At 62.0% G+C, this 26,710-nt stretch carries 29 protein-coding genes; 19 read left to right on the top strand and 10 right to left on the bottom strand.

Going from position 1 to position 26,710, the window contains the following annotated elements:
- Positions 1–47: 47 nt before the first annotated feature.
- Positions 48–710: a TetR/AcrR family transcriptional regulator gene (locus tag CGLAUT_RS11590; RefSeq protein WP_095660861.1), complete on the top strand. Its 663-nt coding sequence runs from the start codon at positions 48–50 to the stop codon at positions 708–710.
- Here CGLAUT_RS11590 and yidC read toward each other — a convergent pair.
- Positions 707–1,924 (bottom strand): membrane protein insertase YidC, encoded by a 1,218-nt coding sequence (gene yidC / locus CGLAUT_RS11585; RefSeq protein ID WP_095660860.1) that lies wholly within the window; start codon positions 1,922–1,924, stop codon positions 707–709. The two genes, CGLAUT_RS11590 and yidC, sit on opposite strands and share 4 nt — an antisense overlap.
- Positions 1,925–1,942: 18 nt before the next feature.
- On the opposite strand from yidC, the gene CGLAUT_RS11580 reads away from it, so the two are divergent.
- Both CGLAUT_RS11580 and CGLAUT_RS11575 read left to right on the top strand, forming a co-directional pair.
- On the top strand, positions 1,943–2,746 hold the full coding sequence (locus CGLAUT_RS11580; protein WP_290185350.1) for a class E sortase: 804 nt from the start codon (positions 1,943–1,945) through the stop codon (positions 2,744–2,746).
- Positions 2,747–2,754: 8 nt separating this feature from the next.
- Positions 2,755–2,913 (top strand): hypothetical protein, encoded by a 159-nt coding sequence (locus tag CGLAUT_RS11575; RefSeq protein ID WP_095660858.1) that lies wholly within the window; start codon positions 2,755–2,757, stop codon positions 2,911–2,913.
- Between the two features lie 14 nt (positions 2,914–2,927).
- Here CGLAUT_RS11575 and CGLAUT_RS11570 read toward each other — a convergent pair whose 3' ends face one another.
- Together CGLAUT_RS11570 and CGLAUT_RS11565 are read right to left on the bottom strand one after the other, a co-directional pair.
- The gene (locus tag CGLAUT_RS11570) at positions 2,928–3,899 is read right to left on the bottom strand and encodes a TIGR00730 family Rossman fold protein (protein WP_290185348.1); all 972 of its coding nucleotides are present in this window, start codon (positions 3,897–3,899) and stop codon (positions 2,928–2,930) included.
- Entirely contained in the window at positions 3,896–4,411 is a 516-nt protein-coding gene (locus tag CGLAUT_RS11565; RefSeq protein WP_290185346.1) for a DUF2020 domain-containing protein, read from the bottom strand. The genes CGLAUT_RS11570 and CGLAUT_RS11565 overlap by 4 nt, the downstream gene beginning before the upstream one ends.
- Positions 4,412–4,481: 70 nt before the next feature.
- Between CGLAUT_RS11565 and CGLAUT_RS11560 the strand changes: the two genes are divergently transcribed.
- On the top strand, positions 4,482–5,753 hold the full coding sequence (locus tag CGLAUT_RS11560; protein WP_290185344.1) for a sensor histidine kinase: 1,272 nt from the start codon (positions 4,482–4,484) through the stop codon (positions 5,751–5,753).
- Positions 5,754–5,757: 4 nt separating this feature from the next.
- Positions 5,758–6,405: a response regulator transcription factor gene (locus CGLAUT_RS11555; protein ID WP_095660854.1), complete on the top strand. Its 648-nt coding sequence runs from the start codon at positions 5,758–5,760 to the stop codon at positions 6,403–6,405.
- A gap of 12 nt (positions 6,406–6,417) precedes the next feature.
- Here CGLAUT_RS11555 and CGLAUT_RS11550 read toward each other — a convergent pair whose 3' ends face one another.
- Complete coding sequence (locus CGLAUT_RS11550; RefSeq protein WP_095660853.1) at positions 6,418–7,065, bottom strand: DUF6474 family protein; 648 nt, start codon at positions 7,063–7,065, stop codon at positions 6,418–6,420.
- A gap of 93 nt (positions 7,066–7,158) precedes the next feature.
- Between CGLAUT_RS11550 and CGLAUT_RS11545 the strand changes: the two genes are divergently transcribed.
- The gene (locus CGLAUT_RS11545; protein ID WP_425551684.1) at positions 7,159–8,715 is read left to right on the top strand and encodes a ribonuclease H-like domain-containing protein; all 1,557 of its coding nucleotides are present in this window, start codon (positions 7,159–7,161) and stop codon (positions 8,713–8,715) included.
- Between the two features lie 91 nt (positions 8,716–8,806).
- Positions 8,807–9,298 (top strand): hypothetical protein, encoded by a 492-nt coding sequence (locus CGLAUT_RS11540; protein WP_290185341.1) that lies wholly within the window; start codon positions 8,807–8,809, stop codon positions 9,296–9,298.
- On the opposite strand, the gene CGLAUT_RS11535 is transcribed toward CGLAUT_RS11540, so the two are convergent.
- Positions 9,295–10,500, bottom strand: a complete 1,206-nt coding sequence (locus CGLAUT_RS11535; RefSeq protein ID WP_290185340.1) for an MFS transporter — start codon at positions 10,498–10,500, stop codon at positions 9,295–9,297. The genes CGLAUT_RS11540 and CGLAUT_RS11535 overlap by 4 nt on opposite strands.
- 362 nt (positions 10,501–10,862) lie before the next feature.
- Positions 10,863–11,465, bottom strand: a complete 603-nt coding sequence (locus CGLAUT_RS11530) for a superoxide dismutase (RefSeq protein ID WP_095661201.1) — start codon at positions 11,463–11,465, stop codon at positions 10,863–10,865.
- A gap of 91 nt (positions 11,466–11,556) precedes the next feature.
- On the opposite strand from CGLAUT_RS11530, the gene msrA reads away from it, so the two are divergent.
- The gene (msrA, locus tag CGLAUT_RS11525) at positions 11,557–12,198 is read left to right on the top strand and encodes a peptide-methionine (S)-S-oxide reductase MsrA (RefSeq protein WP_290185337.1); all 642 of its coding nucleotides are present in this window, start codon (positions 11,557–11,559) and stop codon (positions 12,196–12,198) included.
- A gap of 27 nt (positions 12,199–12,225) precedes the next feature.
- Here msrA and CGLAUT_RS11520 read toward each other — a convergent pair whose 3' ends face one another.
- Together CGLAUT_RS11520 and CGLAUT_RS11515 are read right to left on the bottom strand one after the other, a co-directional pair.
- The gene (locus tag CGLAUT_RS11520) at positions 12,226–12,936 is read right to left on the bottom strand and encodes a DUF1345 domain-containing protein (RefSeq protein WP_290185335.1); all 711 of its coding nucleotides are present in this window, start codon (positions 12,934–12,936) and stop codon (positions 12,226–12,228) included.
- 21 nt (positions 12,937–12,957) lie between these two features.
- Positions 12,958–14,901 (bottom strand): alpha/beta-hydrolase family protein, encoded by a 1,944-nt coding sequence (locus CGLAUT_RS11515; protein ID WP_290185333.1) that lies wholly within the window; start codon positions 14,899–14,901, stop codon positions 12,958–12,960.
- A gap of 56 nt (positions 14,902–14,957) precedes the next feature.
- Here CGLAUT_RS11515 and CGLAUT_RS11510 point away from each other — a divergent pair, with 56 nt between their 5' ends.
- Entirely contained in the window at positions 14,958–15,719 is a 762-nt protein-coding gene (locus tag CGLAUT_RS11510; protein WP_290185331.1) for a glycerophosphodiester phosphodiesterase family protein, read from the top strand.
- A gap of 10 nt (positions 15,720–15,729) precedes the next feature.
- Positions 15,730–16,647 (top strand): DUF5926 family protein, encoded by a 918-nt coding sequence (locus tag CGLAUT_RS11505; protein ID WP_290185329.1) that lies wholly within the window; start codon positions 15,730–15,732, stop codon positions 16,645–16,647.
- Here CGLAUT_RS11505 and CGLAUT_RS11500 read toward each other — a convergent pair.
- Positions 16,622–17,203 carry a type II toxin-antitoxin system RelE family toxin gene (locus CGLAUT_RS11500; RefSeq protein WP_290185327.1) on the bottom strand — a complete coding sequence of 194 codons (582 nt, stop codon included), beginning with the start codon at positions 17,201–17,203 and terminating at the stop codon, positions 16,622–16,624. The two genes, CGLAUT_RS11505 and CGLAUT_RS11500, sit on opposite strands and share 26 nt — an antisense overlap.
- Positions 17,204–17,216: 13 nt before the next feature.
- Complete coding sequence (locus CGLAUT_RS11495) at positions 17,217–17,462, bottom strand: hypothetical protein (protein WP_290185325.1); 246 nt, start codon at positions 17,460–17,462, stop codon at positions 17,217–17,219.
- A gap of 378 nt (positions 17,463–17,840) precedes the next feature.
- Here CGLAUT_RS11495 and CGLAUT_RS11490 point away from each other — a divergent pair, with 378 nt between their 5' ends.
- The 9 genes from CGLAUT_RS11490 (at position 17,841) to CGLAUT_RS11450 (ending at position 26,687) form a co-directional block, all read left to right on the top strand.
- Positions 17,841–18,845, top strand: a complete 1,005-nt coding sequence (locus CGLAUT_RS11490) for an extracellular solute-binding protein (protein WP_290185323.1) — start codon at positions 17,841–17,843, stop codon at positions 18,843–18,845.
- Positions 18,846–18,850: 5 nt separating this feature from the next.
- Entirely contained in the window at positions 18,851–19,750 is a 900-nt protein-coding gene (locus CGLAUT_RS11485; protein WP_290185321.1) for an ABC transporter permease, read from the top strand.
- Positions 19,747–20,580, top strand: a complete 834-nt coding sequence (locus CGLAUT_RS11480; protein WP_290185320.1) for an ABC transporter permease — start codon at positions 19,747–19,749, stop codon at positions 20,578–20,580. Before CGLAUT_RS11485 ends, CGLAUT_RS11480 begins: the two co-directional genes overlap by 4 nt.
- Positions 20,577–21,644, top strand: coding sequence for an ABC transporter ATP-binding protein (locus tag CGLAUT_RS11475; RefSeq protein WP_290185318.1), 1,068 nt, complete (start codon positions 20,577–20,579; stop codon positions 21,642–21,644). Before CGLAUT_RS11480 ends, CGLAUT_RS11475 begins: the two co-directional genes overlap by 4 nt.
- Before the next feature lie 4 nt (positions 21,645–21,648).
- Positions 21,649–22,440 (top strand): MBL fold metallo-hydrolase, encoded by a 792-nt coding sequence (locus CGLAUT_RS11470; RefSeq protein ID WP_290185316.1) that lies wholly within the window; start codon positions 21,649–21,651, stop codon positions 22,438–22,440.
- A gap of 28 nt (positions 22,441–22,468) precedes the next feature.
- Positions 22,469–23,236: a glycerophosphodiester phosphodiesterase gene (locus tag CGLAUT_RS11465; protein WP_290185314.1), complete on the top strand. Its 768-nt coding sequence runs from the start codon at positions 22,469–22,471 to the stop codon at positions 23,234–23,236.
- A gap of 118 nt (positions 23,237–23,354) precedes the next feature.
- Complete coding sequence (locus CGLAUT_RS11460; protein WP_290185312.1) at positions 23,355–24,308, top strand: carbohydrate ABC transporter permease; 954 nt, start codon at positions 23,355–23,357, stop codon at positions 24,306–24,308.
- 87 nt (positions 24,309–24,395) lie between these two features.
- Complete coding sequence (locus CGLAUT_RS11455; RefSeq protein WP_425551688.1) at positions 24,396–25,304, top strand: carbohydrate ABC transporter permease; 909 nt, start codon at positions 24,396–24,398, stop codon at positions 25,302–25,304.
- A 60-nt stretch (positions 25,305–25,364) separates the two neighbouring features.
- Positions 25,365–26,687 (top strand): ABC transporter substrate-binding protein, encoded by a 1,323-nt coding sequence (locus CGLAUT_RS11450; RefSeq protein WP_290185310.1) that lies wholly within the window; start codon positions 25,365–25,367, stop codon positions 26,685–26,687.
- Positions 26,688–26,710: the final 23 nt, after the last annotated feature.

Here is a 26,710-nt window from a genome sequence, read left to right as displayed (position 1 = left end):
CCGCCCGTTGTAGGATAGTCATACCGGTTTGTCTATTACTGCTCAGTATGCGAAGGAGGCGCCCAGTGACCAGCTCAAACACCGGCTCAGACGCGGGCAAGAAGAAGCCAAGTGCACGGCGCCGAAACCGCCCGAGCCCGCGCGAGCGCCTCCTTGACGCCGCGACGAAGCTGTTCAACGAAGAGGGCATCCGCGTTATTGGCATTGACCGTGTACTGCGTGAAGCGGACGTGGCCAAGGCTTCGCTGTACTCGCTGCTCGGATCGAAAGACAACCTTGTTGTGGCCTACCTGGAGCGTCTGGACGAGGAGTACCGGGCGCGCTGGGAGGAACGCGCCGCGAAGGCGGATGACCTCGACGGCAAGATCATCGCGTTTTTCGATATGGCGATCGATGAGGAGCCGGGCAAGAACTTCCGCGGCTCGCCGTTCTTCAACGCGGCCACCGAGTACCCGCGCCCAGAGAGCGAGTCTGAGCGCCGGATTGTGGAGACCAGCCTGAACCACCGCCGCTGGATGCACACCACGCTCACCGAGCTGCTCACGCGGAAGAACGGGTACGAATCCTCTGAACAAGCGGACGAGATGCTCATCTACCTCGACGGTGGGCTGGCCGGCGCGCGCTTCACCCGCAGCGTCGCCCCGCTCGAGACCGCGCGCCAGTTGGCGAAGAGCGCTCTCGGCGCACCGGCGGCGGACTACTCGATTTAGCTCTTCGCCGACCCAGGCGCAGCCGGCGGCGTCCAGCGCGTCGACCCAGCGATGGTTGGAGCTTCATCCTTTCCAGCCTGACCCGCCTTACCAGCCTTCTTTGCTTCCTTGGCTGCCTTGCGCTCGGCCATAATCTGCCGGTTGAGCTCCTTGCGTGCCTGGTTGCGCTCCTTCGTCAGCGCCTTCTTGTCAGCTTTCTCCGCGGCCTTCGCGTCCTTGCGCGCCTGCTTCTCGGCCTTGATTTCACGTCGAATCTCGTTGAAGGACTGGGGTCGCGTGATGGCGGTGAGACGCTTGCGTCGTAAAGCAAGCTTGCGCTCCTTGTTTTCCCTCTTCCTTGTGTCGACCGCGGCCTTAGCTTCTGCCTGCGACCGGTGGTGGATCTCTTCTGAGGGGTAGCGGCGCACAATGAGCACCGAGAACGCGGCGGTCTGCAGCGTGGTGAAGAGGTTGTTGCACACCCAGTACATCAGCAGCGCGATGGGGACGAGGCCGGTGAGTCCGGCAGTGAGCAGGGCGCCGGCGACGATCGGGATGAGCCAGTAGAGCATGTAGTAGGTCTGGCGCGTCATCGTGTTTTCCCACTCCAGGGTGGCGCGGTTGCGAAGCTGGTTAACCAGGAGGTTCGTGGAGGTGAGCACGATCGCGGTGGCGATGAGCGGAATGGCGAGGGTGCGGACATCATGCTGCGTGGTACCCAGAAACTCGAACTGCTCATCCGACATGGATACGTAGGCGGGCAGCGGGACGCCGAAGAGGACGGCGCTACGGAAGGACTCGATCTCAGGCTCGGAAAGCACGCCGAGCGAGCGGCCGCCGGCGGCATCGGGCACCGCCATCCAGAGCAGCAGGCGGTACAAGCCGAGGAAGACCGGGATCTGGATCAGCGCCGGCACGCACGCGGCAAGCGGGTTGTAGCCGTGCTCCTTCTGAATGCGCTTGCGTTCTTCGTCCTCCGCGCGAAGTTCCTCCGGGGTGACGGACTCGCCGTACTGCTTCTTCACCGCCTCCAGGTGTGGGCGCATGAGGTAGGTCGTGCGCGCGGATTTATACGTCTGCCACGCGAACGGGAGGATGATGCCGCGCACCGTGAACACCAGCAGGATCACCGACGCGATCCATGTCGCGTTGGCGGGAATATTGAACTGCTCGGCCAAAAGCCAATGCCAGAACTTCATCACGGCAGAGACCGGGTACACGAACATTTCCAGCATGTGCGTTAATGTTAGGCCATGACCTCGCCCGATACGGAACCGCTGCGCATCGGGCAAGTTGTGGCAGAGCTGCTGGTCACAGCGGGGGCACTGCTGCTGCTCTTCGCGTTTTACGAGTCGTTTTGGACCAACATCGCTTCAGGCCGGATGCAGGACGAGGCACAGTCGCGGCTTGAGGGTCAGTGGCAAGAAGAAGGTTGGACCAACCCAAGGTCGCAAGAAAGACCAATGCTTGGCGACGCCTTCGCCCGCCTGTTCATCCCAGCCTTCGGCGCGGATTACCAGTTCGCCGTGCTCGAAGGTGTGGATGAAAAGACGCTCTTGGCTGGCCCCGGGCGCTACCCGGATACGCAGTTGCCCGGCGAAGCTGGCAACTTCGCAGTGGCTGGGCACCGCGTGGGAAAGGGCGCGCCGTTCAACGATCTCGGTGCGCTGCATGCGTGTGACGCGATTGTGGTGGAGACGCGTTCGTCGTGGGTGACCTACCGGGTGCTGCCAATGGGTCTTGCGGCGGAGGAGCGGCGCGCTGAGGGGACGGCGTGTTTGCCGGAGGCGTTGAACGAGCGCGTCGCGGCGGGCGACTACGCAGCAGTGCAGGGCAGGCACATCACCCTGCCGAATGACGTCGAGGTGCTCAACCCGCTTCCGGGTGATGCCTCGATGGAGGTCGCTGATGGCGCAGAGGGGCTGATCACACTGACCACGTGCCACCCGCAGTTCTCCAACGCGGAGCGCATGGTCATCCACGCGGTGCGCACTGAGGTACTGCCGAAGACGGAAGATGGCGGGCCGCTGCCCGCGGCGATGACGGAGCGTACTTAGGAAACGGTATGGGACTTTACGGATTGTTCTGGCGCACTCTGCCCGGCCCGCCGCCGGTGAAATGGCTGCTCACCCTCATCATTGCGGCGGCGGTGTTCTTCCTGCTGATGGAAGTGGTGTTTCCCTGGGTGTCCGCGCAAATGCCCTACAACGACGTCGCGGTTTAAGGTTGCGGCTCTCCTTAAATCCAGCGCGGGACGGGCGGCACCCACGCTCGCAGCGCAGCCAGCAGTTCCCCCGGCTCATCAGCGACGATGAGGTGCTCGCGGTCCGTCGCGCGCACAAACCCGTGCTCGACCATGTGATCCACCATCGTCAGAAACGGTGTCCAAAACTCCACGCCCAGCAACCCGATCGGCTTGGAATGAATCCCCAGCTGCTGGCTCGTCCATTCGTCAAAAAGCTCATCCAGGGTGCCCACGCCGCCGGGCAGGACCACGAAGGCGTCGGCAAGCTGGCTCATCAGCGCCTTGCGCTCAGCCATCGTGCCCACCACCTCCAGCCGGTCCAGCTCATCAAACTTCAGCTCGTAGTTCGCAAGGTGGGTGGTCAGCACACCCACCAAAGAGCCATTGCTTGACGACGCCCCGCGGGCCACTTCACCCATCATCCCCAGCTTCGAACCGCCGTAAACCAAGGTGATGCCAGCCTCGGCGAGTGCGGCGCCGAACTCGAAGGCGAGCTGCGATGTCGCCGCATCGGAGCTGGGGCGCGCGCCAGCGAACACGGCCACCGCCCCGATGTCGCGGGGTGCGAGCGCCGGGAAGATGCGCGTGGTCAAAAGCGGGGCGAGTTCGTGGCCCTGCGGATCTGTGGGGTCAATCCACGCGACCTCGGCAATCTCTGCCGCGGGTGCGGGGTTGTTCGGCACCACCGAGCTGGTGAACGCCGCCGAGGTCACGGTGTACCCCGGCTCGTTGGAAGCCTCGGCGGTAAACCGCCCGAGGAAGCTCAGCGATTCGCGCGGAACGTCAACGCCGACTTCTTCGCGCGTTTCGCGGATCGCGGCGTCCACCATCGATTCGTCCCGCTCCGGCTTGCCTCCGGGCAGCTGGAAGCGGGGACTCTTGGCCTTGCGAACGCAAAGCACCTCACCGGCAGCGTTGCGGATGACCACGGCGGCGACATTGATGGTGGAGGCTGCGGAGTTCACAACCCCAGCGTAGCGATTACGTGCTGCGCGACCACCTGCGCTTTGAAGGATTCGTCCTGGTTAGTGAGCACCACCACAGCCACGTTGTCCTTGGCCACCGCATAGCCTGCGCCGCTTCGCCCCGGCACCTCGCCGCCGCCGAAGCGCCCGCCGTTCCAGCCTTCCGGCTCGTCTGCTGGCGCGGTGTGCTCGATCGGCGCGGCCCAATCAACCACGGCCATCGCCTCGTCGAAGGAGCCCATGCGCCGCACCAGCACCGTCAGCTGCGGCTCTTCCGGGTAGGACCAGAACTGGCACGCCGGCGGGTCGAAGCGGGTATCCACACCGACACCGGTGACCACCTGCCCGTTCGTCTCAGCGACAAACTGGGGGTCCAGGTACGGGCACGTGTCCGAAGCATCGCGCGAGGTGTCCGGAACGGCATCGACCGGGAGGCCGTCTCCGGCAGGCGGAGCCGGGGCGGCCTGGGGGTCCGAGGATTGCGGGGGTGGGGATAACGTGGGCGTCGTCAAGCTTGAGCCCTGTGAACAACCCGCAGCCAGTGCACAAACCGTGACCAGTGGGGTGAGTAGTCTCAAGCGCATGAGCTCCAGATTAGTGATGCTGGAACGCGATCCCGCCGACATCCCCGACAACAAGGCGCTGGACGCGGGTATCACCGTGCTGTCGGTGTGCTTGGTGCTGGTCTCGCTTGGGGTGCTCGCGCGGATGCCGCTGAACTCGGCGCTGCTGCACATCATGCTGGTCACAGCGTTTTCCTTCCTGCTGTTCTACGGGATCGTCGAGATGCCGAGGTGGGGCGCGTGGAACCGGGTGATTTGGCTCGTCGGGCTCACGGCCGTGTGGGTGGCGGATATGACGATCTCGCCGGTGGCCGTGTACTGGGTGTTCATTCTGTTTTTCGTCTACCTGCGCGCGTTCAACGATTGGCGCGGGCTGCTCGGTGTTGTGCTCGGGCTCGGCGCGGCGATCGCATTCCAGGTACCCGCGGGGCTCACGCTCGGCGGCATCATGGGGCCGACGCTCGCCGCGGTGGTCGTCGTGGCCACGAACTATGCATTCACCACGGTCAGCAGGGTCAGCAGGGAGCGCGAGGCGCTTATCGACGAGCTCTTGGCAACGCGAGAGCAGCTCGCCAACTCTGAACGGGAGGCGGGCGTGGCTCAGGAGCGCGAACGGCTCGCGCACGAGATTCACGACACGGTGGCGCAGAACCTGTCGTCGATTCAGATGCTGCTGCATGCCGCTGAGCGCGATGTGCAGGCGCTTGGGTTGGGTGAGGAGCAGGTGGAGGCGCCGCTGCGGCGAATGGAGGCGGCGCGGCGGGCGGCATCGAATAACTTGGCGGAGACGCGGGCGATGATCGCGGCGCTGACGCCGGCGGGGCTACGGGAGGCGTCGCTGTCGGAGGCGCTGGGGCGCATCGCGAACGACTTTTCGCAGGCCGCTGACATGAGCATCGAGGTAGAGGCGCACGGGGAGGTCGCTGAATTGCCGATGCGCACCGAGGCCGGACTGCTGCGAGTTGCGCAGGGGGCGGTATCGAACGCGGTGCAGCACTCTGGGGCATCGCGGGTGCGCGTGACGCTGACATATGAGCCGGACGGGGTGCGTCTGGATGTGGTGGACAACGGCGTCGGCTTCGACGTTGCTGCGCAGGCGGGCAAACCGTCCGGGCTCGGGCATTTAGGGTTAAACGCGATGCGCTCGCGGGCGGCGGAGTTGGGCGGGGAGCTAGTGATTGAGTCCGCACCAGGTGGGCCGACGGCGTTGTCCGTGGCGGTGCCTGATGAGGTGCCCGCCGAGTCGCCTGCGGGTGCTGTCAATCAAAAGGATGAGGCGGAGATAGGATAGAGCCATGATTCGCGTGTTGCTGGCAGACGACCACGAGATTGTGCGCCTCGGCCTACGCGCCGTACTGGAAGACGCCGACGACATCATGGTGGTTGGCGAAGTCGCCACCGCCGAAGCCGCGATTGCAACCGCGCAAGCAGGCGGTGTGGATGTCGTGCTGATGGACCTGCGCTTCGGCGCCGGCGCGGAAGGCGCGCGCGTGATGACGGGTGCGCAGGCGACGGCCGAGATCAACGCGGCAATGGAGACCCCACCGAAAGTGCTGGTGGTGACCAACTACGACACGGACGCGGACATCCTCGGCGCCATCGAGGCCGGTGCGGTGGGCTACCTGCTCAAAGACGCACCGCCGGACGAGCTGGTTGCTGCGGTGCGCTCCGTGGCGCTCGGTGAAGTGGAGGAGCAGCCGATGTCGGCGGTGGTGCGCGACCGTTTGGAAGTTCGTGAACGCACCCCACGCACCTCGCTCACCCCGCGTGAGCTTGAGGTGCTGCAGCTGGTGGCTGCCGGCTCGTCGAACCGAGAGATTGGCCACGAGCTCATGCTTTCCGAGGCGACGGTGAAAAGCCACCTCGTGCACATCTACGACAAGCTCGGCGTGCGCTCACGCACCTCGGCGGTGGCCAGCGCTCGCGAACTCGGGCTGCTCTAGCGAATAGAGCGTCTAGCCGCGCTGCTTCGCGTGGATCTCCGCAGCGAGGTCGGTGAGGTCCTGCTCGATCGCGTTGTGGGTGAGGCGCTGCTGCTCCGGGCTCGCGTGCTCCGCGTTGCGCACTGCCTGATCCAGGTCGGCCAGGCGCACACGCGCGTCGTCGGCAAAGCCACGCGGCAGCGATGATTCGTTGTCGACGTTTGCCCGCAGTGCCTCAATGCGCGCCTTCAGCTCCGCACCGCGGCCCGAGTGGCGGGCAAGATCCTGCGACGTCAGCCCCATGCCTGCGGCACGGTTGTCCAGCTCGCCCTGGCGGTAGGAGGTCCAAGCCTTGTAGATCAGCGGCAGCAGTACCGGCACGAGCGCACGGGCGGCACCGGTCCACTGCTTCGCCTTCTTCTTGGTCAGGCCGGACTCCTCGATGCGTTTGAGGTGCGCCTGCGCAAGCTGCTTCTCGTGCTTGCGCTTGCTTTTCAGGGCCTTCTTCTCCTCCTTGACCAGCCGCTGCTCCGCCTTGTCCAGAAGTTCCATGGTGCGCAGGTCAGCCTTCGCCTCGTCGCGGGCGAACTTCCGTGCGCGTGCCTCAGCTTTCTTCAGCTCGGCCTTGGCCTTGGTGGCCTTCACGTTCTTGCGGCGGCGGTTCTTCTTCAAAATTCCCATGGGGTGCGGGCTCCTCAAGTTGCATAGGTAACTTCGGCTAAATTCGCTTCGCCCCACAACTGTACCCGGCTCCCAGGTACACTCGCTGACATTGTGGATACGGTGCGTGCGTCCGATCTGGTCGGCTGCAGGTTTCGGATGCGTCAGCGTGCGGCGCACCCGGATGTCCCGCCGTTGCCCGACGCACTCGCCCGACAGCCGCAGATTGACGCTGCTCGGGCCGTTGTGTTTGATGCGCTGCCGGTGGAACGAGCGGTTGGGGACGGGCGTCGAAAAGCATTCGTGCGAATTGACTTGGACCCTGCTTTTGGCACCGAGCGTGAGACCGAGCAAGCCCTCGCGCGGCGCGCGCACCTGATCACGAACGCGACGCTGCGCGGCACGGTCGCAGGGATTGAAACGGTCGCGGAGGTCGATGTTCTTGTGCGTGTCGACGACGCGTACGCCCCCGTCATCATCTCGAACCATCGCGTCGCACGACCGCACCCCACCGCCACGCTCGAGATGGTGGCCACAAACCGGCTGGGACTGTCGAAACCGCTGGTAGTGAATGCCAAAGCTCGCCATCACACCACTGACGGGTACCGGCTCGCGCTCGCTGAGCTGCTGTTGCGCGAGCGCGGCTTAGCGACGGGGCGCGGAGGCATCATCGGCCAAGACCGCTCCCGCGCTTATGTCGGCGATGTCACCCGTTTCATCCCGCCATTGCTGGACGCGCTCGCAGCGCCGGTACCGACTGAGCCGAAGCGGCTGAAACAGTGTGCGACCTGCCGGTTCTGGCCGCTGTGCGAGCCGCGGTTGGAGGAGCTCGACGACATCTCGCTGGTGCTGCCTGGCGGGCGCGGCGACACGTGGCGCGAGCGGGGGTATGCGACGGTGCAATCGCTTATCGACGCAGGCGTGGGCGAGCCCAGCGCCGTCGCCCGCGCGTGGCGCGAGGGTGTGCCGGTGCTTCGCCGCCCCGGCGAGATTGCGATGCCGCGAGCCGACGTGGAGATCGACGTGGACATGGAGGCGTACCTGGACCAGGGGGCGTACCTGTGGGGCGCATTCGACGGTCAGACCTACCGCGCGTTTGTGACCTGGGATGAGCTGGAAGCGCCGACTGGGTGCGGGGGTGCTGGCGGGCGCGGGGGTGCTGGCGGGCGCGGGGGTGCTGGTGCGCGCGGTGCCGATGCAGCTGTGACCGCTGAAGAGGCGAACTTCAACGCGTTCTGGACCTGGCTCATGGGCGTGCGCGCCGAGGCCCACGCGGCCGGGAAGACGTTCGCCGCGTACTGCTACGCCTCCGGCGGCGAGAACTACTGGCTGAAGGCCTCTGCGAAGCGCTTCGACTCGATCGATGCGGCGGAGGTGAACGCGTTCATCAGCTCTGACGAATGGATCGACGTGTTCGCGCATGCCCGCCGCCACCTCGTCGGTACCGATGGGCTGGGGCTGAAGGTACTCGGACCCGTGGTGGGTTTCGAGTGGGAGGACGACGACGTCGACGGTGAGCGCTCCGTCGCCCTGCGCCGCGCGGCCCGCCTCGGTGACCAGCGCGCCCGCGACATGCTGCTGCGTTACAACGAGGACGATTGCCGCGCCACCCGCGCCGTGCGCGAATTCCTCACCGCAGGTGCGCCGGGGCTACCGGAGCTTCACGCTTGACGACGCTTCTCCGTCACGGCGTTAACTGGTGCCGAACAGGGAAGAATTAGGTTCGGTGCGGTTTAGAATCAGCGCTTATAATTCTCAATTTATGGCTGGGGATATCGGTAGCAACAACCGCATCGAAGGAGACGGGAACTTCTTCTACCAACACATTGGTGGTGTCAATCTCGGTAGTTTGGACGCGGCTGGGTTGGCCGACGAGTGGGCTCTTGCGGGCAAGGTAAAACGCGAAGCCCGAACTGAACGTTTAACTCAAGCTGGGGAAGCATTTGCCGCGGCCCTAGTCCTCATGGCGCTTGGAGCGTATCTTCTATGGCGAACCGGTGGTTTGGACTCCGCCTCGGCGATGTTAGAAGCGGTACAGGACGTATCGGTTGAATTGATCGGCGGAGGCCTCGCTGCAGCGATCAGTTTATTCTGTGCTGCGCTTGGCTTTGGGAAGCTTCAGACTTCTGAGGCGGAGCGTGAGGCCGAGCAACATCAATTACACGCGGATAATGTTGCACGTTACAAAACCGATCGTCGTAATTGGAAGCGGCTTAAGAAAGAAGCGAAGTTAGCCCGACACCGTCGAGACTAGTGACGTCGCCCGTCGTCACTCTGACCATAACGCCTCTCCGTTCTAGCTAACCAGCCCGTGATCACCGTGAGCGCTGCCAGAAGCGCGGCGAGCACTCCAACGAATCCGCCCCAGGACAGAGCCTCGAAGGCGCGACCCGTCGCCGCGCCGAGGATTGACGAGCCCATGTAGTAGGAGAACACGTACAGGCTCGACGCTTCGGCGCGGTCGCGCTCCGCGATCTGGCCCACCCAGCCGGACGCCGTCGAGTGCATTGCGAAGAAGCTTGCAGTGAAAACAAGCAGGCCGAACAGCGTCGCCCACAGATTTGGGCTCGCCCCGATGAGCGCGCCGACAAGCATGAGCGCTGCACCAGCTAGCACCACCCGGCCGCGGCCGAAGCGCTTCACAAGCGAGCCAGCACGGGCGCTCGACCACGTGCCGGAAAGATACATAAGGAACGCGAGTCCGGCGAGTGAAGGTGGCAGGCCGAAGTCATTGATCGCGCGGAACCCGAAGAAGTTGTACATGGACACGAACACACCCATGCCCAGAAATGCGGTCACCGCGAGCGCCACGAGGCGCGGGTTGCGCAGGTGACCTGCCACAGCCCGGAACTCTGCGGCAGGACGGATGGTGTCCTTCGCGTGGAAGTTGCGCTGCTCCGGCAAGAGTATCCAGGTGGCTATAGCCATTGCGAAGCTGACCATCGTGCCTACTGCGAGTGCCCACCGCCAGCTGGCTACCTCCAGCACGAATGCGGGCACGATGCGGCCCATGATTCCGCCAACCGTGTTGCCGGCGATGTAGAGACCCATCGCGCCGGGCAGGTCGCGCTCATCGAGCTCCTCAGACAGCCAGGTCATGGCCACTGCGGGTGTCCCCGCCAGAAGCGCTCCTTGCAGCGTTCTGAGCAGCACCATCTGCTCGATGCTCTGAGTCAGCGGAAGAAGCAGACCAACGGCGGTGGCGGCCACCGCCGAAATGACGAGCACCCGCCCACGGCCGAACTTCTCAGACAGGATCGACGCTGGCACCACGCAGATCGCGAGTGAGCCAGTGGCGGCCGAGACAGTCCACGCGGCCTCGGACGGAGTAATGCCGAGCTCGATGGTCAGCGTCGGCAGCAGCGCCTGGGTCGCATACAGCGAAGAGAAGACAGCCAACCCGACGAACAGCATGGCGATTGTCGCCCTGCGGTACTCCGGCGTTCCCTTCCTCATATCCCTATGCTCTCGCACCGCCGGTGCCGCCGCAAAAACCGCTCTTTCGTACAGCCATCTCTGGTCAAACCCGGACAATGGTGCCAAACCCGGATATCTACGAGGGTTTATGTCTGTTGGTTCAGGCATAAAGGGGTGTAACTATCCGGGTTTGGCACCATTGTCCGGGTTTGGCTGAGCGGATAGGTGGCGAAGCGGGCGGCCCGGTGGGTGGTCGCGTGGGTGGGCGGATAGGCGGCGGGGCAGGAGAGTAGCGGAGCGGGAGGGCGCGAAACCGCCACCACGCGAAACGGCACCCGGCCCGGCGGTTGAGCCGGGCGGGGTGCCGCCGTCGTTAAGCGTTAAGCGAAAGCGAACTGGGCTTACGCTGCTGCCTTTGCGTAGCGCTCGTTCACATCGTCCCAGTTGACAACGTTCCACCAAGCGTCGACGTAGTCAGCCTTGACGTTCTTGTACTGCAGGTAGAACGCGTGCTCCCACATGTCCAGCATGAGGACCGGGGTGAAGTCAACGGAGATGTTGCCCTGCTGGTCGGTCATCTGCTGGATGATCAGGCGGCCAGCGATGTGGTCGTAGCCCAGGACTGCCCAGCCGGAGCCCTGCAGGGAGTTGGCTGCACCGGCGAAGTGCTTCTTAAACGCCTCGAAGGAACCGAAGTCGCGGTCGATCGCAGCGGCGATCTCGCCGGTCGGGTTGCCACCAGCGTTTGGTGCCATGTTCTTCCAGAAGATGGAGTGGTTGGTGTGGCCACCAAGGTTGAACGCGAGGTTCTTGGACAGCGCACGGATCTTGTCGGCATCTGCCTCGCCGCCCCGCTCCGCCTCGAGCGCCTCGAGCGCTGCGTTTGCGCCCTTGACGTAGTTGGCGTGGTGCTTGGAGTGGTGCAGCTCCATAATCTCGGCGGAGATGTGCGGCTCCAGCGCGTCGTATGCGTAAGGAAGTTCCGGAAGCTCGTAAACAGCCATGATCATGAGTCCTTTCGTTGGAGATCAAGTTACGGCACCCCATGGTAATGAAATTTGGAACACCGCGACTTTTCCGGGCGTTAGCACTGGTATGGGATTCCTTTTCGCACCGAAACCTGAACTCGTCGAACCCGGCCGCGCGCTTCCCGGCCGCGATGAGCCCGTCTTGGCCAACCCCCGCCCGCACGCCGTCTTAGGCGCCCCGATCACCGGCCCGTGGAAGCCCGAGCAGAAACGCCTGCTCATCGGCATCGGCTGCTTCTGGGGTGCGGAGAAAATGTTCTGGCAGATGCCGGGCGTCGAATCGACGTCTGTCGGCTACGGCGGCGGCGTCACCCCGAACCCCACCTACCGCGAGGTCTGCTCCGGCCAGACTAACCACGTTGAGCTGGTCGAGGTGGTCTACGACCCCGCCCAGGTCGAACTCAAGGAGCTGGTCCGCGCCGCGCTCGAGGCGCACGACCCGACCCAGGGTTACCGCCAGGGAAACGACGTCGGCACCCAGTACCGCTCTGCGTTCTACACAGACTCAGCCGAGGAAGCGGAAGCCATCAAGGCTTGGGTTGAGGAGTATGGGCAATCGCTTATCGACGCAGGGTTTGGCGCGCCTACCACCGAAATCGCAAGTGGGGTGGACTACTACTTGGCTGAAGACGAGCACCAGCAGTACCTGCACAAGGTGCCCAACGGCTACTGCCCGCATCACTCCACGGGCGTTGCCTGCGGGATCTAGGCGGATCTAGGCTGCTGACTTCGAGCGCTACTCCATCAAGCCGGTGGTCACCATCGCTACCACCACGGCGATGACCAGGGTGTTGAACGCGAACGCCACGATCTTGTTCGCGCGGAAGCGGTTCCACCCCTCGCGGGTGATGGGCACGGCTGGGCTCGCCGAGCCCATCGTGGAGGTGGTGGTGGCGAGGGTGAGGTAGTCGTCGAAAAGCGGCTCGTCGGTGTGCTCAAAGTTGAATTGACGCTCGTCGCCGCCCAAGTCGAGCTCGAGATACGAGGTGGCGTAGGCGACCACGAGGTGCGCCCACGATAAGACAGCAGTGAGGGCGGCGAGTGTCAGCATGATGGGGTCGTGGCGCGACCAAGGGATGCGCGCGACCATGATGGACATGGCCAGCGCAACGATTGCCGCGGTGATCGTGATCGTGGCAGCGCCTTTGGTACCGCTCCAACGAACCCAGCGTTTTTCGGACACGCGAGACTCGCGCCTGGCGTAGGCGCGCAGCTCTTCGATCGTGCATGCACGCAGCATGCGAATCGTCCACCAGACATAGATTCCGATGTAGAGCACCCAAAAGACCAGGTAGTACGCCAAGCCAAAGCCTAAGGGTCCGATGGCTTCGAAATCCAGCCGGTCGGAGGCGATCACCCAGTTGAGCGCAACGGTGGTGATCATTGCGGCGATGCCAAGCGACGAGTAGTCGCGGTATATCTCCGAGCGCATCCGTGGTTTCGCCATGGCTGTGCTGCCTTGCTGGCCCTAGTACCCGTGCTTGGACGGAAAACCGCCCGGAGGCTTGCGCAACTTCACCGCGTCGTTGTGGATCCACTCGGCTGCGCGATCCATCTCCGCGTCGCTTAAGCCTCCGTTGACACCGTGGACCACTGCATTCCAATAGGCCACCGTCTCGTCGTGGTAATTGTGCCCGTGCGGGGACGGCACATCCTGCGAGGCCAGCTGGTCGATCCCGACCTGCCACCACGTGATCAGCGGCATCCAGCGCAACGTCTGCAGCACGTCAAGCTTCTGCGCTTCGGGGGCGGCGTCGCCGCGCGAGCCGGGTTCTTTCAACCAGTCCGGAATCTTCCAGATCAAGCTAGGTTCCCACCACACCACCGGATCCGAAGCGTGCTGGGCAAAGACGTAGCGCGGCGACTCCCATTCGTGGGCGTAGTCGTCGCCCTTGAAATCGTGCGTGATGTGGTCCGGGTGGGCGGTGAAACGGACATGACGCCCGCCGTCGACAAGCGGGAGGCGCTGCGGCGAGCCCTCCTCGCGTGCGCGGGTCAACTCCGAGTGGTTGCGGGCAAAACCTGGCACTCCGGTGAACACACCGCCAGAGGTGGCCTGGAGGAATTCTTCCACGCTGCGGAACACGTCGGACACTCCGTAGGCGCCGAGCGATTCGCCGCCGACGTAGAGTTTCGGGCGCACTGATTCGTCGATAAGCGAAAGCTCCTCCCGGATGGCGCGCACCAATGCGCGGGAGGAGCGGACCGGCGAGTCGTGGTCGGCGATGTAGGAGTACGCCGAGGGGAGGAACGAATACTGTACGGCGACGATGGCGCTGTCGCCGCGGGTGACAAATTCGAAGCCGGACGTGTGGAAATCGTTGATCCAGCCGGTGCCGGCGGCGGACATGACGGCGATGTGGTTGCGCTCGAACGCGCCGGTGCGGTGCATCTCGGCGACGGCTTCCTGCGCCATTTGGTCGAAGTCCGGCGACTCGTCCGGGTCGAGGCCGTGCAGGCCGATGAAGATGCGGATCGGCTCCTTGACCTCGTCCTCGCTGACGCCAAGCACGCGTGCGATCTGCGCCTTGCGGGGACCGCCTGCAGCCGTTGCGCGGCCCTGACGGCCCATGGAGCTCCAGTTCACGTTGGATTCGGGCGAGCCGGAGCGCTCCGGCTCCGCCGGCTGATCAGCGCCCTTCATAAACGCGCGGTCGAGCTCCTGAGCGCTCTGGGAGACCCGGGAGAAAAAGCGGCGCACAACCACCCGGTCGGCAAACAGCAAGATCACTCCGCCGCCAACAGCAATGGCCAGCGGCCAGGAGGTGACGGGCGGCAAACGCTTGCCCAGCACGGCGTTGATCGCGTCAATGAAGGATTGGATCGCCTCGCCGACCGTCAGCATCGCGCCGTAGCCGAGCGAACCCAGCGCAAGGCCGCCGATGGTGTCCCACACCGAGTACTCGCCTTCGACCTCGACCAGTCGCTCTTGATCGCGGCGGCGATACAGTGCCATGGCATACACCCCGAGCGTCGTGGCGGTCATGCCCAAGCGCGCGGGCGTGGGCAGCGGGCCGCCCTCGCTTCGCTTGCCCGGGCGCACCGCCTGCGATACCGCGGTGGTCACGGCGTGGCCGATGCCCTGGAGCACCGCCGTGTTCGCCGCGGTGGTGGACCACTTGTGCGGCAAGAGCGAAGGCGAGACCGCACCCCAGGTGGCTACCTCCGCGCCGACGGCGCCCACGCGGAAACTCTGCGGCAGGCGCTGCAACCCGCGCAGTCGAAGCCCCGGCGTGAGGTCGGTGAACACCTCGAACGCTGCCACGGGAGCGGCGAGGATGCCGTCGCGGCTAACCGAGTAGCGCCGGCGCGCATTGCGCACCGTGTTGAAGGCTTCGGCGGCCTTGTCGCCCAACGGGGATGGCAGCCGGCGGAAGCTGGACATGGGTTGTACCGGGTCGTCGAAAAGCACACGCTCATTCTGGCAAAGATCGAGCGGGGAAGCGGGGCAGCTGTACGTTGGGTGTCGTGGACAACCGAGCGCAAACCCAGATCATCGCGCACCGTGGGTTCTCCGGCCTGTATCCGGAGCACACGCAGCGCGCGTTCGAGGAAGCACTGAAGCTGCCCATCCACGGGATCGAATGCGACGTGCGTCTGACCCGCGACGGCAAGCTCGTGGTGTTCCACGACGCGACGGTGAACCGGACCACTAACGGTCGCGGGCGCGTGGCCACCATAGATTACCGCGACCTGCGCGAGCTCAACTCCGGCACGGAGGAAGACCCGCAGCACATTTTGCTTCTCGACGAACTGTTGGAACTCTTATCCGACTATCCCCACAAGCACATCTATATAGAGACCAAGCACCCCACCCGCTTCGGTCCAGAAGTGGATGAACAGACGCTGCGCGTGCTGCGCTACAACCGCCTGCAGGATTCGGAGCGGGTGCATGTGGTCTCCTTCAGCCACTCGGCGGTGCGCTACTTTGCCAAACAAGCGCCGGAGCTGGAGACCTACTACTTGTTCCACCTACGCGAACGAACCTGGAACCCGGGCAACACGATGTTTTCGAAGCCCTTCGGTGTCGGCCCTGCGCTCTCTCACCTGCAGCACAAGCACGAGCTCCTCGGCTTCAAGGGTCTGAAAACCTACACCTGGACCGTGAACACCCCGCGCGAGATGCTTTGGTGCGCGGAGAAGGGCGTGGACGTGATGGCCACCGACTTGCCGAACTTGGCGCTGGACACGTTCGAGCGCGGTCAAGGTGGTGTCGAGGGCGTGCGCTAGCCTAAAGCGCATGCCACCTAGGAAACCGAAGAAGCAAAAGAACCAGCTGCCCGAGGGCATGACCCGCCGCGAGGCGAAGCTTGCCGCCCGCGCCGCCGAGCGCGAGCAGTTTGCCAAGGATCCCCGCCCGTACGGCGGCTTGGCCATGGAGTCTGACCTCATCGCGCTGCAGGAGTTCGTCCCGTCCGCCGTCGCGCAGGTGGAGGTCAAGGGTACGCCGGTGAACATCGTCACGGTGCTGCCTGGCGCCGGCGCCGCCATGGTGCGCGCCGAGGAGGAGGGCGGCGAGCGCTTCGTCGCACTTCAGGTGCAGTCCCACTCGCAGAACCCGGGCCGCGACCTGGCGTACGCGCTTAACTGGGTACTCGAGGCAAAGCCAGGGGAGACCTTGGGCTCCACAGTTGCGGATGGCTCGCAGCCAGAGCTTTCCTCGCTTATCGACGCCTCGTCCCAACTGCAGATCACCGAGCACAACGACTTCGGTTGGTGGTTCGCCGAGGGCGCGACCGTGCCCCCGGAGATCCGCCAGGCCCTGGGCCGCGCCAACGAGGCTGTCCTTCCGTCTACCCAGGTCAAGGTTGATCTACCGGGTTCGATCTGGTGGGTTAACCCTGGCGGCGGCAAGGCCCACATCCGCTGGGTGCGCCCGGAGGAGAGCGAGAACCAGATGCTCACCGCCCTGGCTCGCATCGCCGCTCGCGGCGAGCTGAATCTGGGCGAGGGTACCAAGTTCGCTGGCGCATTCCGCACCCACGGCGTGGTCGTGCCGGTGTGGGACCTCGACCCGTCCGTGGACGCCGCCTCCTACGCCGAGGCGCTGACCGCGCTGAACGAGAAGATCGAGGCGGAGTACGCCTCCGATGCGCAGCTCTCCGCCGAGGAGCGCAAGCAGCTGGACAACATCAAGTCCCGTCAGGTGACGATTTAGGTCGACTCCAGTGGTAGGCCAACATCTGCTGTGCTTCCTCTTGAGTGAGCACGCTGATGCGCTCGTCTGACAAATGCAGTTGGTCCTTTAGAGCCTGCGTGAGCCATGTGGGCAAGTCAGCGGTTCCTGATGGCTCCGCATGCGCCTCTATTCCGGCATACCGTCGCCCAAATTCGGCCAGAATGTCAGCCAGTGCACGGGTCTCTAGGTCCTCTTCATTTTCGAGTAGCTCCGCTCGGTGAACCATTTCGCGGTAAACCGCGGCGTCTGACCGGGCTCCTGCTGCCCACACCTCCGCGATCTCGAGTACCGGTCGGAACCTCTCATCATTAGAGACGCGCCACACGATCCGATAATCGCGATCCCCGATGATGAGCTTTCTGAAGGTCACTAGTGAACCTAGGAGCGGCTCGCCGGCGTAGGGGGATTGCTCCAGGAGCAGCATCTTTCTAAAGATGCTTCGGACAATTTGGGGATCCTTCTTTTCCAGCCGCCGGAGGTCTTCAACTGCTTCCTTAGTCAACCTCACCCGGGCGGGAGGATTCGCTTCTGCCATTGGCTTGCGGACGCTAGAGGGATTCCCCATCGGCCGCGATCTCGGCCATTAATTCTGCGCGACTAAACCCGAACATTTCCATCGCATCGTCGAGGTCGGTGCGTTCGCCTGAGTCAGTCGCAAACCTCCCGAGCGCGAGAACAGCGTCCCGTAGCGTCTCGCTATCCCGGCGCAAGCGCTCAATCTCGTTGGTGGAAACTACTTCCGCGACAACTCTTCCGTGCCTAGTCAACGGCACCGGTGCGCCGGATTCAGCCATTGAGACCAGTCTCGAAACACCGGCTGAGGAGGCCTGGCTGATGGATACGGTTTGCATAGACCTAAAAATACCCAGATTTCTACCTAGATTCAATGGGTTGCGGTGAAGTGGCTGTTCCACGGATTCAGTAGCGGGTCTAATAGGTTGTGCTTGAACTAATAGTCGCCTGAAATCCAGCTTAGAGAAATTTACCGTGAATTTACCGTAGGTTCCCATCAGCGACAGCCCGGATTTAAATTCGCGAGCGAAACTTTCCTGAGCGAGTCGATTCGAATCGCGTTGTCCGATTACGCCACTTCGGTGGCCGACGATGAGAGGGAAAGTTCGATGTTTAACAACCGATTGGTTCGCGGAGTTTTCGCAGTCTCCGCTGTCGCTATGCTCAGCGCATGCGGAAATACTGGGGTAGACACCTCTGCAGGTTCCTCCGATAAGAGCTCTTCGGGCGGCGCGCAGACCGTAATCTCCTACAACTCGCCTGCGGAGTGGGGCAACTTCGGTGAGGTACATGCTGCATTCAAGGACTCAACGGGAATCGACGCTCCCAACGACCCGAAGAACTCCGGGCAAGCGTTGGCTGCTCTGCAAGCAGAGAAGGCTTCTCCGGTTGCAGACGTGGTTTACACAGGTATTGCTTTCGGTGGCCAGCTGGTTGAGTCCGGTGTTCTCCAGCCGCACACCCCTAAGCGAGCCGGTGACATTGCCGATGACTTGAAGAGTGCGGATGAAATGTGGCACACCGTGCACTCCGGCACCGTGGCATTCATCGTGAATGAGGAGTTTCTCGGTGGTGCGCCGGTTCCGTCCTCGTGGGCGGACCTGTTGAAGCCCGAGTACAAGGGCAAAGTAGGTTTCCTTGACCCGACTCAGGCTGCAGTCGGCTACTCCGTTGCAACCGCCGCGAACGAAGCGATGGGCGGAAGCCTCGATGACTTTGGTCCGGGCTTGGATTACATCAAGCAACTCGTCGATAATGGCGCGATTATTTCTGCTCAAACTGCGACTGCAAAAGTGGCACAAGGCGAAATCCCGATTCTCATCGACGCCGACTTCAACGGATACAAACTGCGTGATGAGGGATCGAATGTGAGCATCATTATCCCCGAAGAGGGCTCTCTTCAGATCCCATACGTTGTGGGTCTCGTCAACGGTGCGCCACACGATGATAACGGTAAGGCTCTGCTTGATTTCTACTTCTCGGAGGAAGGGCAGTCACTCTTTGCGCACGGTTACATGCGCCCGGCAGTTGGGGAAATCCCAGCCGACATGCGCGGAAAGTTCCTGCCTGAGGAGGATTACGAGCGTGCACGCACTGTCAACTACTTGAAGCAGGGTGAGGTACAGCAAAAGTTCAACGAGGATTACAAAGCTCTGATCGGGTAGACCTCATGAACCAGGCAAACTCCGCGCCAGCAGAGAGTGCCGGACGAGACGCCGTGGAACGCAAATCGAAAAGGTTCAGTCTCGGTTTGCTGGCACTCATTCCAGTACTTGTGATCGTCATAGTGTTCGGCCTTTATCCCGTTCTGGTCTTGATACTCAGGTCATTCGGGATTGGTGAGGTGGGCATCTATGAGACCTCGGGGCCTACCCTGCAGTATTACAAAGAAGCGCTGGGCTCCGCTTTTATCGCCAGGTCGGTTCGCAACTCGGTGATAGTCGGTTTGGGATCGGTGGTTATCACCGTGGTTCTTGCGATCCCAACCGTTCTATACCTGGCGAAGCGGTCACGCGAGAATCGAGCTCAACCTGCGTTGGATGCCCTGCTCACTTTCCCAATCACTCTGCCGGGAATCATCATCGGGTTCTTCTCGATTGTCCTGTTGGGTAGGAACGGTTTGATCGGGCAGTTTTTTCCGCCGTTGGCTGGCGCTGCTTTCACATACTTAGGGTTCTTCATCGCATATGTCTTCTTCTCGGTCCCCAGAATCGTTGGGCCACTGAGAGGCGCGGCCGAGATGCTTAATCCCGAGTATGCGGAGGCTGCTGAAACTCTTGGGGCCTCGAGGTTCCGAGCATTCTGGACCATCCAACTGCCTCTCATTCTCCCTGCCGCAATTGAAGCGTCCGGTACGGCTGCAGCTGTGGCTCTAGGTGGGTACGGGACTGCTGCGACGCTGTCTGAAGGTATCCGGCTGTTGCCGCTGGATGTCGTCGATGCGTTGAACAACGGGTTCAACATCGCAACATCGTCCGCTCTAGCGGTGATTCTGGCGTCCTTGGCCTTACTCGCTATCGTTGCCGGCCGTCTGTTGGCACGTCTCGTTGAAAGCGGACTCAGAAAATGACCATGCATGAAACTGGCGCACCCGTAGAGCGCGCTACCCCCAACGAGAATCCGGTCACTGCCGGCCGGATAGTGACGTGGCTGCTGACGGTCTTCATTATTGTCCCGGTGTTGGCTACCTTCATCGCAGCCACATCTGTCGATTTTTCAAAAGGGCCCTGGGGCGGTGGATTCACCTTAGACTGGTTCGTCCTTGGTTGGAATCTACTGGGATCGACCCTTCTGCGGTCTCTCCTTGTGGCGCTGCTTGTAGTCGCTCTCAATCTCCTCATCGTTTTTCCGCTTGCCTGGTGGGCTCCGCGGTTGCCGGATTGGGTGTCGAGGGTGCTCATTACGCTGTCAAACATTCCGCTTGCCATCCCGGGCATTGCGCTTTCGATTGCTCTTATCGGGACATTCTCGGGGTTAAGGCCCTCCGGCATCCTGCTGGTAGTGGGCCACTTGATCTTCACCCTCCCGTTCGCGATGTCAGCACTTGTCCCGGCGCTCGCAGACCCTCTCCTGCGTGAGGCTGAATACACAGCGCATTCACTGGGGGCATCGTGGCTCAGGGTTATTTTCAGTATCACGATTCCATGGACGAACGTGGCGATTCTCCAAGCTGTGACGATGATTTTTGCCATTTCGTTCGGCGAATTCAATATCTCGTTCTTCATTAATCCGCCTGCGACACCTATGGCTCCGTTCGCACTGTTCGATGCCTACTCAACGCGGCGCCTGGAAGTTGCGTCTGCGATGTCCTGCCTGTTTATCGCTTTTGCAATCCCGGTGCTTGTGGCGATTGTGGCGGCCCGTACACGTTCAAACTCTCAAGCAAAGGACAAGAAATGACTTCAGCGGCAATCAAGGGCGGCAGCTTGGCAGTTGATCGCATCACGGTAAAGTACGGCGACTTCGTGGCTGTGGAGGACATCAGCTTGCAGGTTGAGCCAGGGGAGACCACTGCTGTGATCGGTCCCTCGGGCTGCGGCAAATCGACCACGTTGAAAGCCGTCGCCGGGTTGAATCATGTCTCGAAGGGATCAGTGATCATCAACGGGAAGGACGTTACCGAGCTCACTGCGGCTCAGAGAAACATCGGGCTGGTCCCTCAATCTTATGCCTGCTTCCCGCACATGACTGTCAGGGGGAACATTGGCTACGGCTTGAAAGTTCGTGGCATTGATGCTGGTAAGCGAGACGAAACGGTAGAGCGCGTGTTGGACCTCACCCAGCTCACCGAGTATGCCGATCGTAAGCCGGCCCAACTTTCGGGTGGTCAGCGTCAACGCGTCGCTCTGGGACGCGCCATTGCAATCGACCCAAGCGTGTTACTCCTTGACGAGCCCCTCGCAGCTTTGGATCCCCAGTTGCGCAATGACCTCCGCCGCCAGCTCGCCAACATTGTCGCCGACGTCGGCTGTGGAACATTGATTGTGACCCACGATCAGCACGAGGCACTCGCTCTCGCAGACAAGATCGCTATCTTGCGTAGTGGAAAGCTCGTTCAGTATGGGACTCCTGACGAACTCTGGATGCGGCCGATCGATGATTTCGTGGCCAACTTCTTAACCAACTCGACACTCCTCGACTGCGAGGTCGGAGACGGGTTCGCCTATGCGCTCAACCGGACATGGCGAGTCCCGCTATCCGATCTCGTCATCCGAAACGATGATCGCCCGAAACCTCAATTGCTGATTCGTCCCAACACCCTGCAGCTCGCTGACAACGCCGATGAAAACGCATTCGACGCGGTAGTTGAATCTGTGGAGTACATGGGGGGTCGATTCCAGGCAGTGGTGAAAACTGCGGACGGTGTGGCTCTTCTCATCACTACAGACGAGCGACTATCCAACGATGACACCGTGCGTTTGACGGCACGTCCCGGCGAAGCTGCACTTCTAGGAAGGATCTGATCCCATGACAATCAGACTTCAGGTTCTTGGTTCTAATGCAACCGCACCATCGGAGCACGGAGGAGCTTCAGGGTACCTTCTGCAAACCAGTGAAGGCGTAGTACTCGTGGACTCCGGACCGGGCGTCATGTTGAGCTACTTTCAGCAGGGCTTCGAGCTAGACCAGCTAAAGGCCATTGTGCTCACGCACATGCATGCCGATCACTCACTCGACATGATGGCATGGGCTTTCAGGTGGACATTTCCGGTGGTACGTGATCCGGTTCCAGTTCTCCTTCCCTCCGGCGAGACCGAGAAACTTGCCCGTTTCGACGATCTTTTCGGCATAGAATCCTTGCCGACCATGGCTCGCCCGATCACCGGAAACTTTGAAGTAAATGAGATGCCGATGGACGGCGGGCGCACCGAACTTCAACTTGCAGGGTTAACGCTCACCACGTTTGAGGCAAGGCACGCGGTACCGTCTGCTGCACTCCGTTTCGAAGCCGAGGGGAGAACCCTAGTATTCAGCTCTGATACGGGGGATTGCGAAGGGCTGCGCGACGCCGCTTCGGATGCGACGGCATTCGTTTGTGAGGCAACGTATCTCGATCCCCGCGAGCAAGCAATGGCCGAGCATGGGCACCTAACCCCAGCTCTCGCTGGGGAAATCGCAGCATCAGCTGGTGTGGAGAATCTCATTCTCACCCACCTTGAAGATCCCAATAATGGGGAGGAATCTGTGCGACGGGCAAAAGCCACTTTTGGTTCGGAACAGGTGCACTTGGCCCGTCCGGAGTTTACGTTCGATCTGTAAGGCGAGTATCTCAAGGAGCGCAGCACGTATGTCCACACCCACCACCACCGGCATCATCGCCCACCGCGGCCTCAACGGCATCTATCCCGAAAACACCCGCCGATCCTTCGAAGAAGCCCTCAAGCTCGACGGCGTTGCCGGCATCGAATGCGATGTGAACCTCACCGCCGACGGCCAAGTCGTGGTCATCCATGACCAGACGGTGGATCGCACGTCGGACGGGAGTGGGGAGGTCGCTGAAATGGGCGTCGATAAGCTCAAAGAGCTTAACTTTGGCACCCAGAGTGACCCGCAGGAGCTTTTGCTTCTCGACGAGCTGTTGGACCTGCTCGATGCGCACCCGGGCAAGATGATTCTGATTGAGACGAAGCATCCGTCGCCCTTTGGTGACCGGCTGGAGCAGGCCGTGGCCGACGTGCTGCGTGCGCGCGGGATGGATTCAGACGAGCGGGTGCAGCTGATTTCCTTCAATCCCGAAGCGATTGAGCGGTTCGAGGAATTGCTGCCTGAGCTGCAGTCCTTCCTGCTGCTTGACCCTGAGCCGCTGCTGACGGGGAAGGGCGGGGCGCCGTTCGAGCGGATCGGGACGTGCGGTGTGGGGCCGTCGATGCGGCAGGCGAAGGCGGAGCCGGAGCTATTGGGTGGCGATGTGCCGAGCTATGTGTGGACGGTGAATTTGCCGAAGGACATGCTGTGGTTGCGTGAGCGCGGGGCGAGCCTGATTGGCACTGATTTGCCGCACATCGCGGTTGAGGTGTTTGAGGGGACGCACTTTCCGCAGGGTACGAATGTGTGACATCGCAACAACAGTTCGACGAGTGTTCATCAAAGTAACGCACATGCAACGTTAAGTTCCCTGTAATACAAATCCAATTTCATCGTCTGTTCATTCGGGGATTCTAATTTCGTTCCTCATGAACACGATGATTCCTGCAGTCTCCGTGGAGCCGGAGGTCTCCGAGGAATACGCAGCAACGTATAAAAAGCGGAAAGGTCGGATCGACTGGCACCAGGTCGGCCTAGCGGCGCTGCTCATCCTGCCGAATTTGGCTCTGCTGATCCTGTTTACCTACCGCCCACTGATCGACAACATCCGAATCTCATTCTACAACTGGAACATTTCCTCGCCGAACATGACGTTCGTCGGGCTGAAGAACTACACCGATTGGTTCACAGCGCCGGAGACGCCGACCGTGGTGTGGAACACCGTGATCTTCACCTTCTTCGCCGTGGCGGGTTCGATGGTCATTGGTCTGCTCCTGGCGATTCTGCTGGATCAGAAACTGTTCGGCCGCTCCGCGGTTCGATCGATGGTCTTCGCGCCGTACGTGATCGCCGGTGCAGCGATCGGTGTGGCCTTCCAATTCGTGTTTGACCCGAAATACGGCCTGATCCAGTTCTTCCTGGGCTTGGTGAACATCCCGGTGCCGAACTTCTACCAGCAGTCGGGCTGGGCAATGTTCATGATCACGGTGACCTACATCTGGAAGAACGTCGGCTACGTCTTCGTGATCTACCTGGCTGCATTGCAGGGCCGTCGCGCGGATTTGGACGAAGCGTCGGAAATTGACGGCACCTCGCCGGTGCGCCACTTCTTCCGGGTGGTGCTGCCGCAGCTGCGCGGCACAACTTTCTTCCTGCTGATCACCGTGCTGCTGAACTCGTTCCAGGTCTTCGACGTGATCAACGCCATGACCCGTGGCGGCCCGTACGGCTACGGCACCACCACCATGGTGTTCCAGGTCTACACCGAGACCTTTGTGAACAACCGCGCTGGTTACGGCGCCGCTGTGGCCACCATCATGTTCATCGTTGTCCTGATCATCACCGTCGCCCAGATCAAGCTGCAGGAAAGGCTGGACAAGTAAATGTCGACGAAATTTACTCAGGGCAAAAAGACCGCCAAGGTTGCAAAAGCAGTGTCTGCGTCGGCGGCAACCCACGAAGAGCGTGATATGCCCCCGGTGCCGGGCAGCCAAGCAGAGGGCGAGCCGGTCATTTCAGAAGCCCAGCGCAAGCGCAAGGGCGGAGGCGCAGATTACAGCTCTCCTGGGATGAAGATGTTTGGCTACCTCGCGCTCGTGCTCACCGTGCTGTTGATCATGGTTCCGCTGTACTTCATCGTCATCACATCCTTCAAGACGTACCAGGACGTGTACTCGGACCCGATCACCTTCTGGCCGAACCCGTTCGAGCCGGGCAACTACGCGCGTGTGTGGGAGACCTCCGGTTTCCAGAACTACCTGCGCAACTCCATCGGCATCACGCTTATCCTCACGGTGATCGAGGTCGTGCTCGGCGTGATGTCGGCGTACGCGTTTGCGTTCCTGCGGTTCCCGGGCCGCAACGCACTGTTCCTGCTCGTGATCGCGGCACTGATGGTGCCGAACCAGATCACCATCATCTCCAACTACGCGCTCGTGGCCTCGATCGGCTGGCGTGACACCTGGCAGGGCGTAATCATCCCGCTTGCCGGCGTGGCATTCGGTTGCTTCCTCATGCGCAACCACTTCCAGTCGCTGCCGGGCGAAATCATGGAGGCCGCTGACATGGATGGTGCCGGATTCTTTACCAAGCTCTTTCGCGTGGTGCTGCCTATGTCTTGGCCGACCTTGTCCGCGTTCGTCCTGATCACCGTGGTCAACGAATGGAATGAGTACCTGTGGCCGTTCCTGATCACGGACACCCCAGCGGCGACGACGCTTCCGGTCGGTTTGACCCGCCTGCAGGACGCAGAGGGACTGACCAACTGGGCACCGGTGATGGCCGGCACCGTGCTTACCACCCTGCCGATGATCATCGTGTTCCTGCTCCTGCAGAAGCAAATGATCAAAGGCCTGACCGCTGGCGCGGTCAAGGGATAACCGCCGTCCAACAACCCAACACAACTTCACCCCTATAACCCCCAAGAATGGAGTCCCCCCATGTTCGCATCCAACTCTCTTCGTAAGCGCATCGGTGCAGCCACGGTTGCAGCGCTGACCGCTGTCACCCTGACCGCTTGTGCAGGCGGCAGCACTACCGGCGGCAATAACGATGGCAACGCTGGCGGCGACGAGAACAAGATCGTCTTCTGGTCCAACCACCCGGGTTCCTCCCGCGACCTCGAGCTCGAGCTGATCGCAGCATTCGAGGAGGAGAACCCGGACCTGACCGTCGAGCTGGTCACCGCCGGTTCGTCCTACGAGGAGCTCGCCCAGAAATTCAACGCAGCACTGGCTGGTTCTGACCTGCCGGACGTAATCGTCGCTTCCGACGTGACCTGGTTCAACTTCGCCCTCAACGAGGCAACCACCCCGCTCGATGAGCTGTGGGAGAAGGAAGGCCTGGACCCGGATTCTTACGTTGACACCCTGCGCGAGGACTACGAGTACAACGGCAAGCACTACGGTGCCCCGTACTCCCGCTCCACCAACCTGATGTACTGGAACACCGACGATCTGGCTGCTGCTGGCCTGCCGGCAGATCGTGGCCCGGAGACTTGGGAAGAGTTCGATGAGTGGGCTGCAAAGCTGAAGGAGCAGACCGGTAACCCGGCACTGGTCATCCCGGACGGCTCGAACTACCTCGACTGGTACTTCCAGGGCATGGTGTGGGCATTCGGCGGCGCGTACTCCAACGAGTGGGAGCCGTCCTTCTCCGACCCGAAGACGCTTGAGGCAGCTAAGTTCCTCCAGGACCAGGTGAACAAGGGCCACATCGAGATCAGCACCGACCCGACCGTCGCTTTCGGCAACGGCAACGCTTCTGCCCTGCTGCAGTCGACTGGTTCCCTCGCAGGCCTGACCGACTCCGCGACCATCCCGTTCATCACCACCTACCTCCCTGGCCCGGGCCCGTCCGCCGCAACCGGTGGCGCTGGTCTGGCTATCCCGAACGGCATCTCCGACACCCGCAAGTCGAACGCGATCAAGTTCGTCGATTTCATCACCAACACCGAGAACACCATCATGTTCAGCCAGAAGACCGGTTACATGCCGGTGCGCAAGGACGCGTTGGAGGATCCGGAGGAGCGCACCTTCCTGGATGAGAACCCGAACGCTGAGACCGCGATCAAGCAGCTCAACGAAAACACCAAGCCGCAGGACTACGCCCGCGTCTTCGTGCCGGGTGGCGGCAAGCGCATCGGTGGCGCCCTGGACAAGATCACCAACGGTGGCCAGGACGTGGAGAAGGTGTTCGCTGACCTGGATAAGGAGACCCAGCAGGTCATCGACCGTGACATCACCCCGAACCTGAAGAACTAGCCCCAGTCCGATTAGGAGAAAAG

Origin of the sequence: Corynebacterium glaucum (genome assembly GCF_030408855.1) — a bacterium.
GTDB lineage: Bacteria > Actinomycetota > Actinomycetes > Mycobacteriales > Mycobacteriaceae > Corynebacterium > Corynebacterium glaucum.
The sequence above is the reverse complement of the archived record's forward strand: the minus strand, read 5'-3'. Positions and strand labels throughout refer to the sequence as shown.

Excerpts from the sequence above, each read along its gene's own strand:
- CGLAUT_RS11535 (WP_290185340.1), bottom strand. The coding sequence starts at position 10,500 with ATGAGGAAGGGAACGCCGGAGTACCGCAGGGCGACAATCGCCATGCTG.
- CGLAUT_RS11495 (WP_290185325.1), bottom strand. The coding sequence starts at position 17,462 with ATGGCTGAATCCGGCGCACCGGTGCCGTTGACTAGGCACGGAAGAGTT.
- CGLAUT_RS11575 (WP_095660858.1), top strand. The coding sequence starts at position 2,755 with ATGGGACTTTACGGATTGTTCTGGCGCACTCTGCCCGGCCCGCCGCCG.
- CGLAUT_RS11530 (WP_095661201.1), bottom strand. The coding sequence starts at position 11,465 with ATGGCTGTTTACGAGCTTCCGGAACTTCCTTACGCATACGACGCGCTG.
- CGLAUT_RS11505 (WP_290185329.1), top strand. The coding sequence starts at position 15,730 with ATGCCACCTAGGAAACCGAAGAAGCAAAAGAACCAGCTGCCCGAGGGC.
- msrA (WP_290185337.1), top strand. The coding sequence starts at position 11,557 with ATGGGATTCCTTTTCGCACCGAAACCTGAACTCGTCGAACCCGGCCGC.
- CGLAUT_RS11470 (WP_290185316.1), top strand. The coding sequence starts at position 21,649 with ATGACAATCAGACTTCAGGTTCTTGGTTCTAATGCAACCGCACCATCG.
- CGLAUT_RS11555 (WP_095660854.1), top strand. The coding sequence starts at position 5,758 with ATGATTCGCGTGTTGCTGGCAGACGACCACGAGATTGTGCGCCTCGGC.
- CGLAUT_RS11480 (WP_290185320.1), top strand. The coding sequence starts at position 19,747 with ATGACCATGCATGAAACTGGCGCACCCGTAGAGCGCGCTACCCCCAAC.
- CGLAUT_RS11540 (WP_290185341.1), top strand. The coding sequence starts at position 8,807 with ATGGCTGGGGATATCGGTAGCAACAACCGCATCGAAGGAGACGGGAAC.
- CGLAUT_RS11485 (WP_290185321.1), top strand. The coding sequence starts at position 18,851 with ATGAACCAGGCAAACTCCGCGCCAGCAGAGAGTGCCGGACGAGACGCC.
- CGLAUT_RS11455 (WP_425551688.1), top strand. The coding sequence starts at position 24,396 with ATGCCCCCGGTGCCGGGCAGCCAAGCAGAGGGCGAGCCGGTCATTTCA.
- CGLAUT_RS11465 (WP_290185314.1), top strand. The coding sequence starts at position 22,469 with ATGTCCACACCCACCACCACCGGCATCATCGCCCACCGCGGCCTCAAC.
- CGLAUT_RS11450 (WP_290185310.1), top strand. The coding sequence starts at position 25,365 with ATGTTCGCATCCAACTCTCTTCGTAAGCGCATCGGTGCAGCCACGGTT.
- CGLAUT_RS11475 (WP_290185318.1), top strand. The coding sequence starts at position 20,577 with ATGACTTCAGCGGCAATCAAGGGCGGCAGCTTGGCAGTTGATCGCATC.
- CGLAUT_RS11590 (WP_095660861.1), top strand. The coding sequence starts at position 48 with ATGCGAAGGAGGCGCCCAGTGACCAGCTCAAACACCGGCTCAGACGCG.
- yidC (WP_095660860.1), bottom strand. The coding sequence starts at position 1,924 with ATGCTGGAAATGTTCGTGTACCCGGTCTCTGCCGTGATGAAGTTCTGG.
- CGLAUT_RS11460 (WP_290185312.1), top strand. The coding sequence starts at position 23,355 with ATGAACACGATGATTCCTGCAGTCTCCGTGGAGCCGGAGGTCTCCGAG.
- CGLAUT_RS11520 (WP_290185335.1), bottom strand. The coding sequence starts at position 12,936 with ATGGCGAAACCACGGATGCGCTCGGAGATATACCGCGACTACTCGTCG.
- CGLAUT_RS11490 (WP_290185323.1), top strand. The coding sequence starts at position 17,841 with ATGCTCAGCGCATGCGGAAATACTGGGGTAGACACCTCTGCAGGTTCC.
- CGLAUT_RS11580 (WP_290185350.1), top strand. The coding sequence starts at position 1,943 with ATGACCTCGCCCGATACGGAACCGCTGCGCATCGGGCAAGTTGTGGCA.
- CGLAUT_RS11550 (WP_095660853.1), bottom strand. The coding sequence starts at position 7,065 with ATGGGAATTTTGAAGAAGAACCGCCGCCGCAAGAACGTGAAGGCCACC.
- CGLAUT_RS11500 (WP_290185327.1), bottom strand. The coding sequence starts at position 17,203 with ATGGCAGAAGCGAATCCTCCCGCCCGGGTGAGGTTGACTAAGGAAGCA.
- CGLAUT_RS11560 (WP_290185344.1), top strand. The coding sequence starts at position 4,482 with ATGAGCTCCAGATTAGTGATGCTGGAACGCGATCCCGCCGACATCCCC.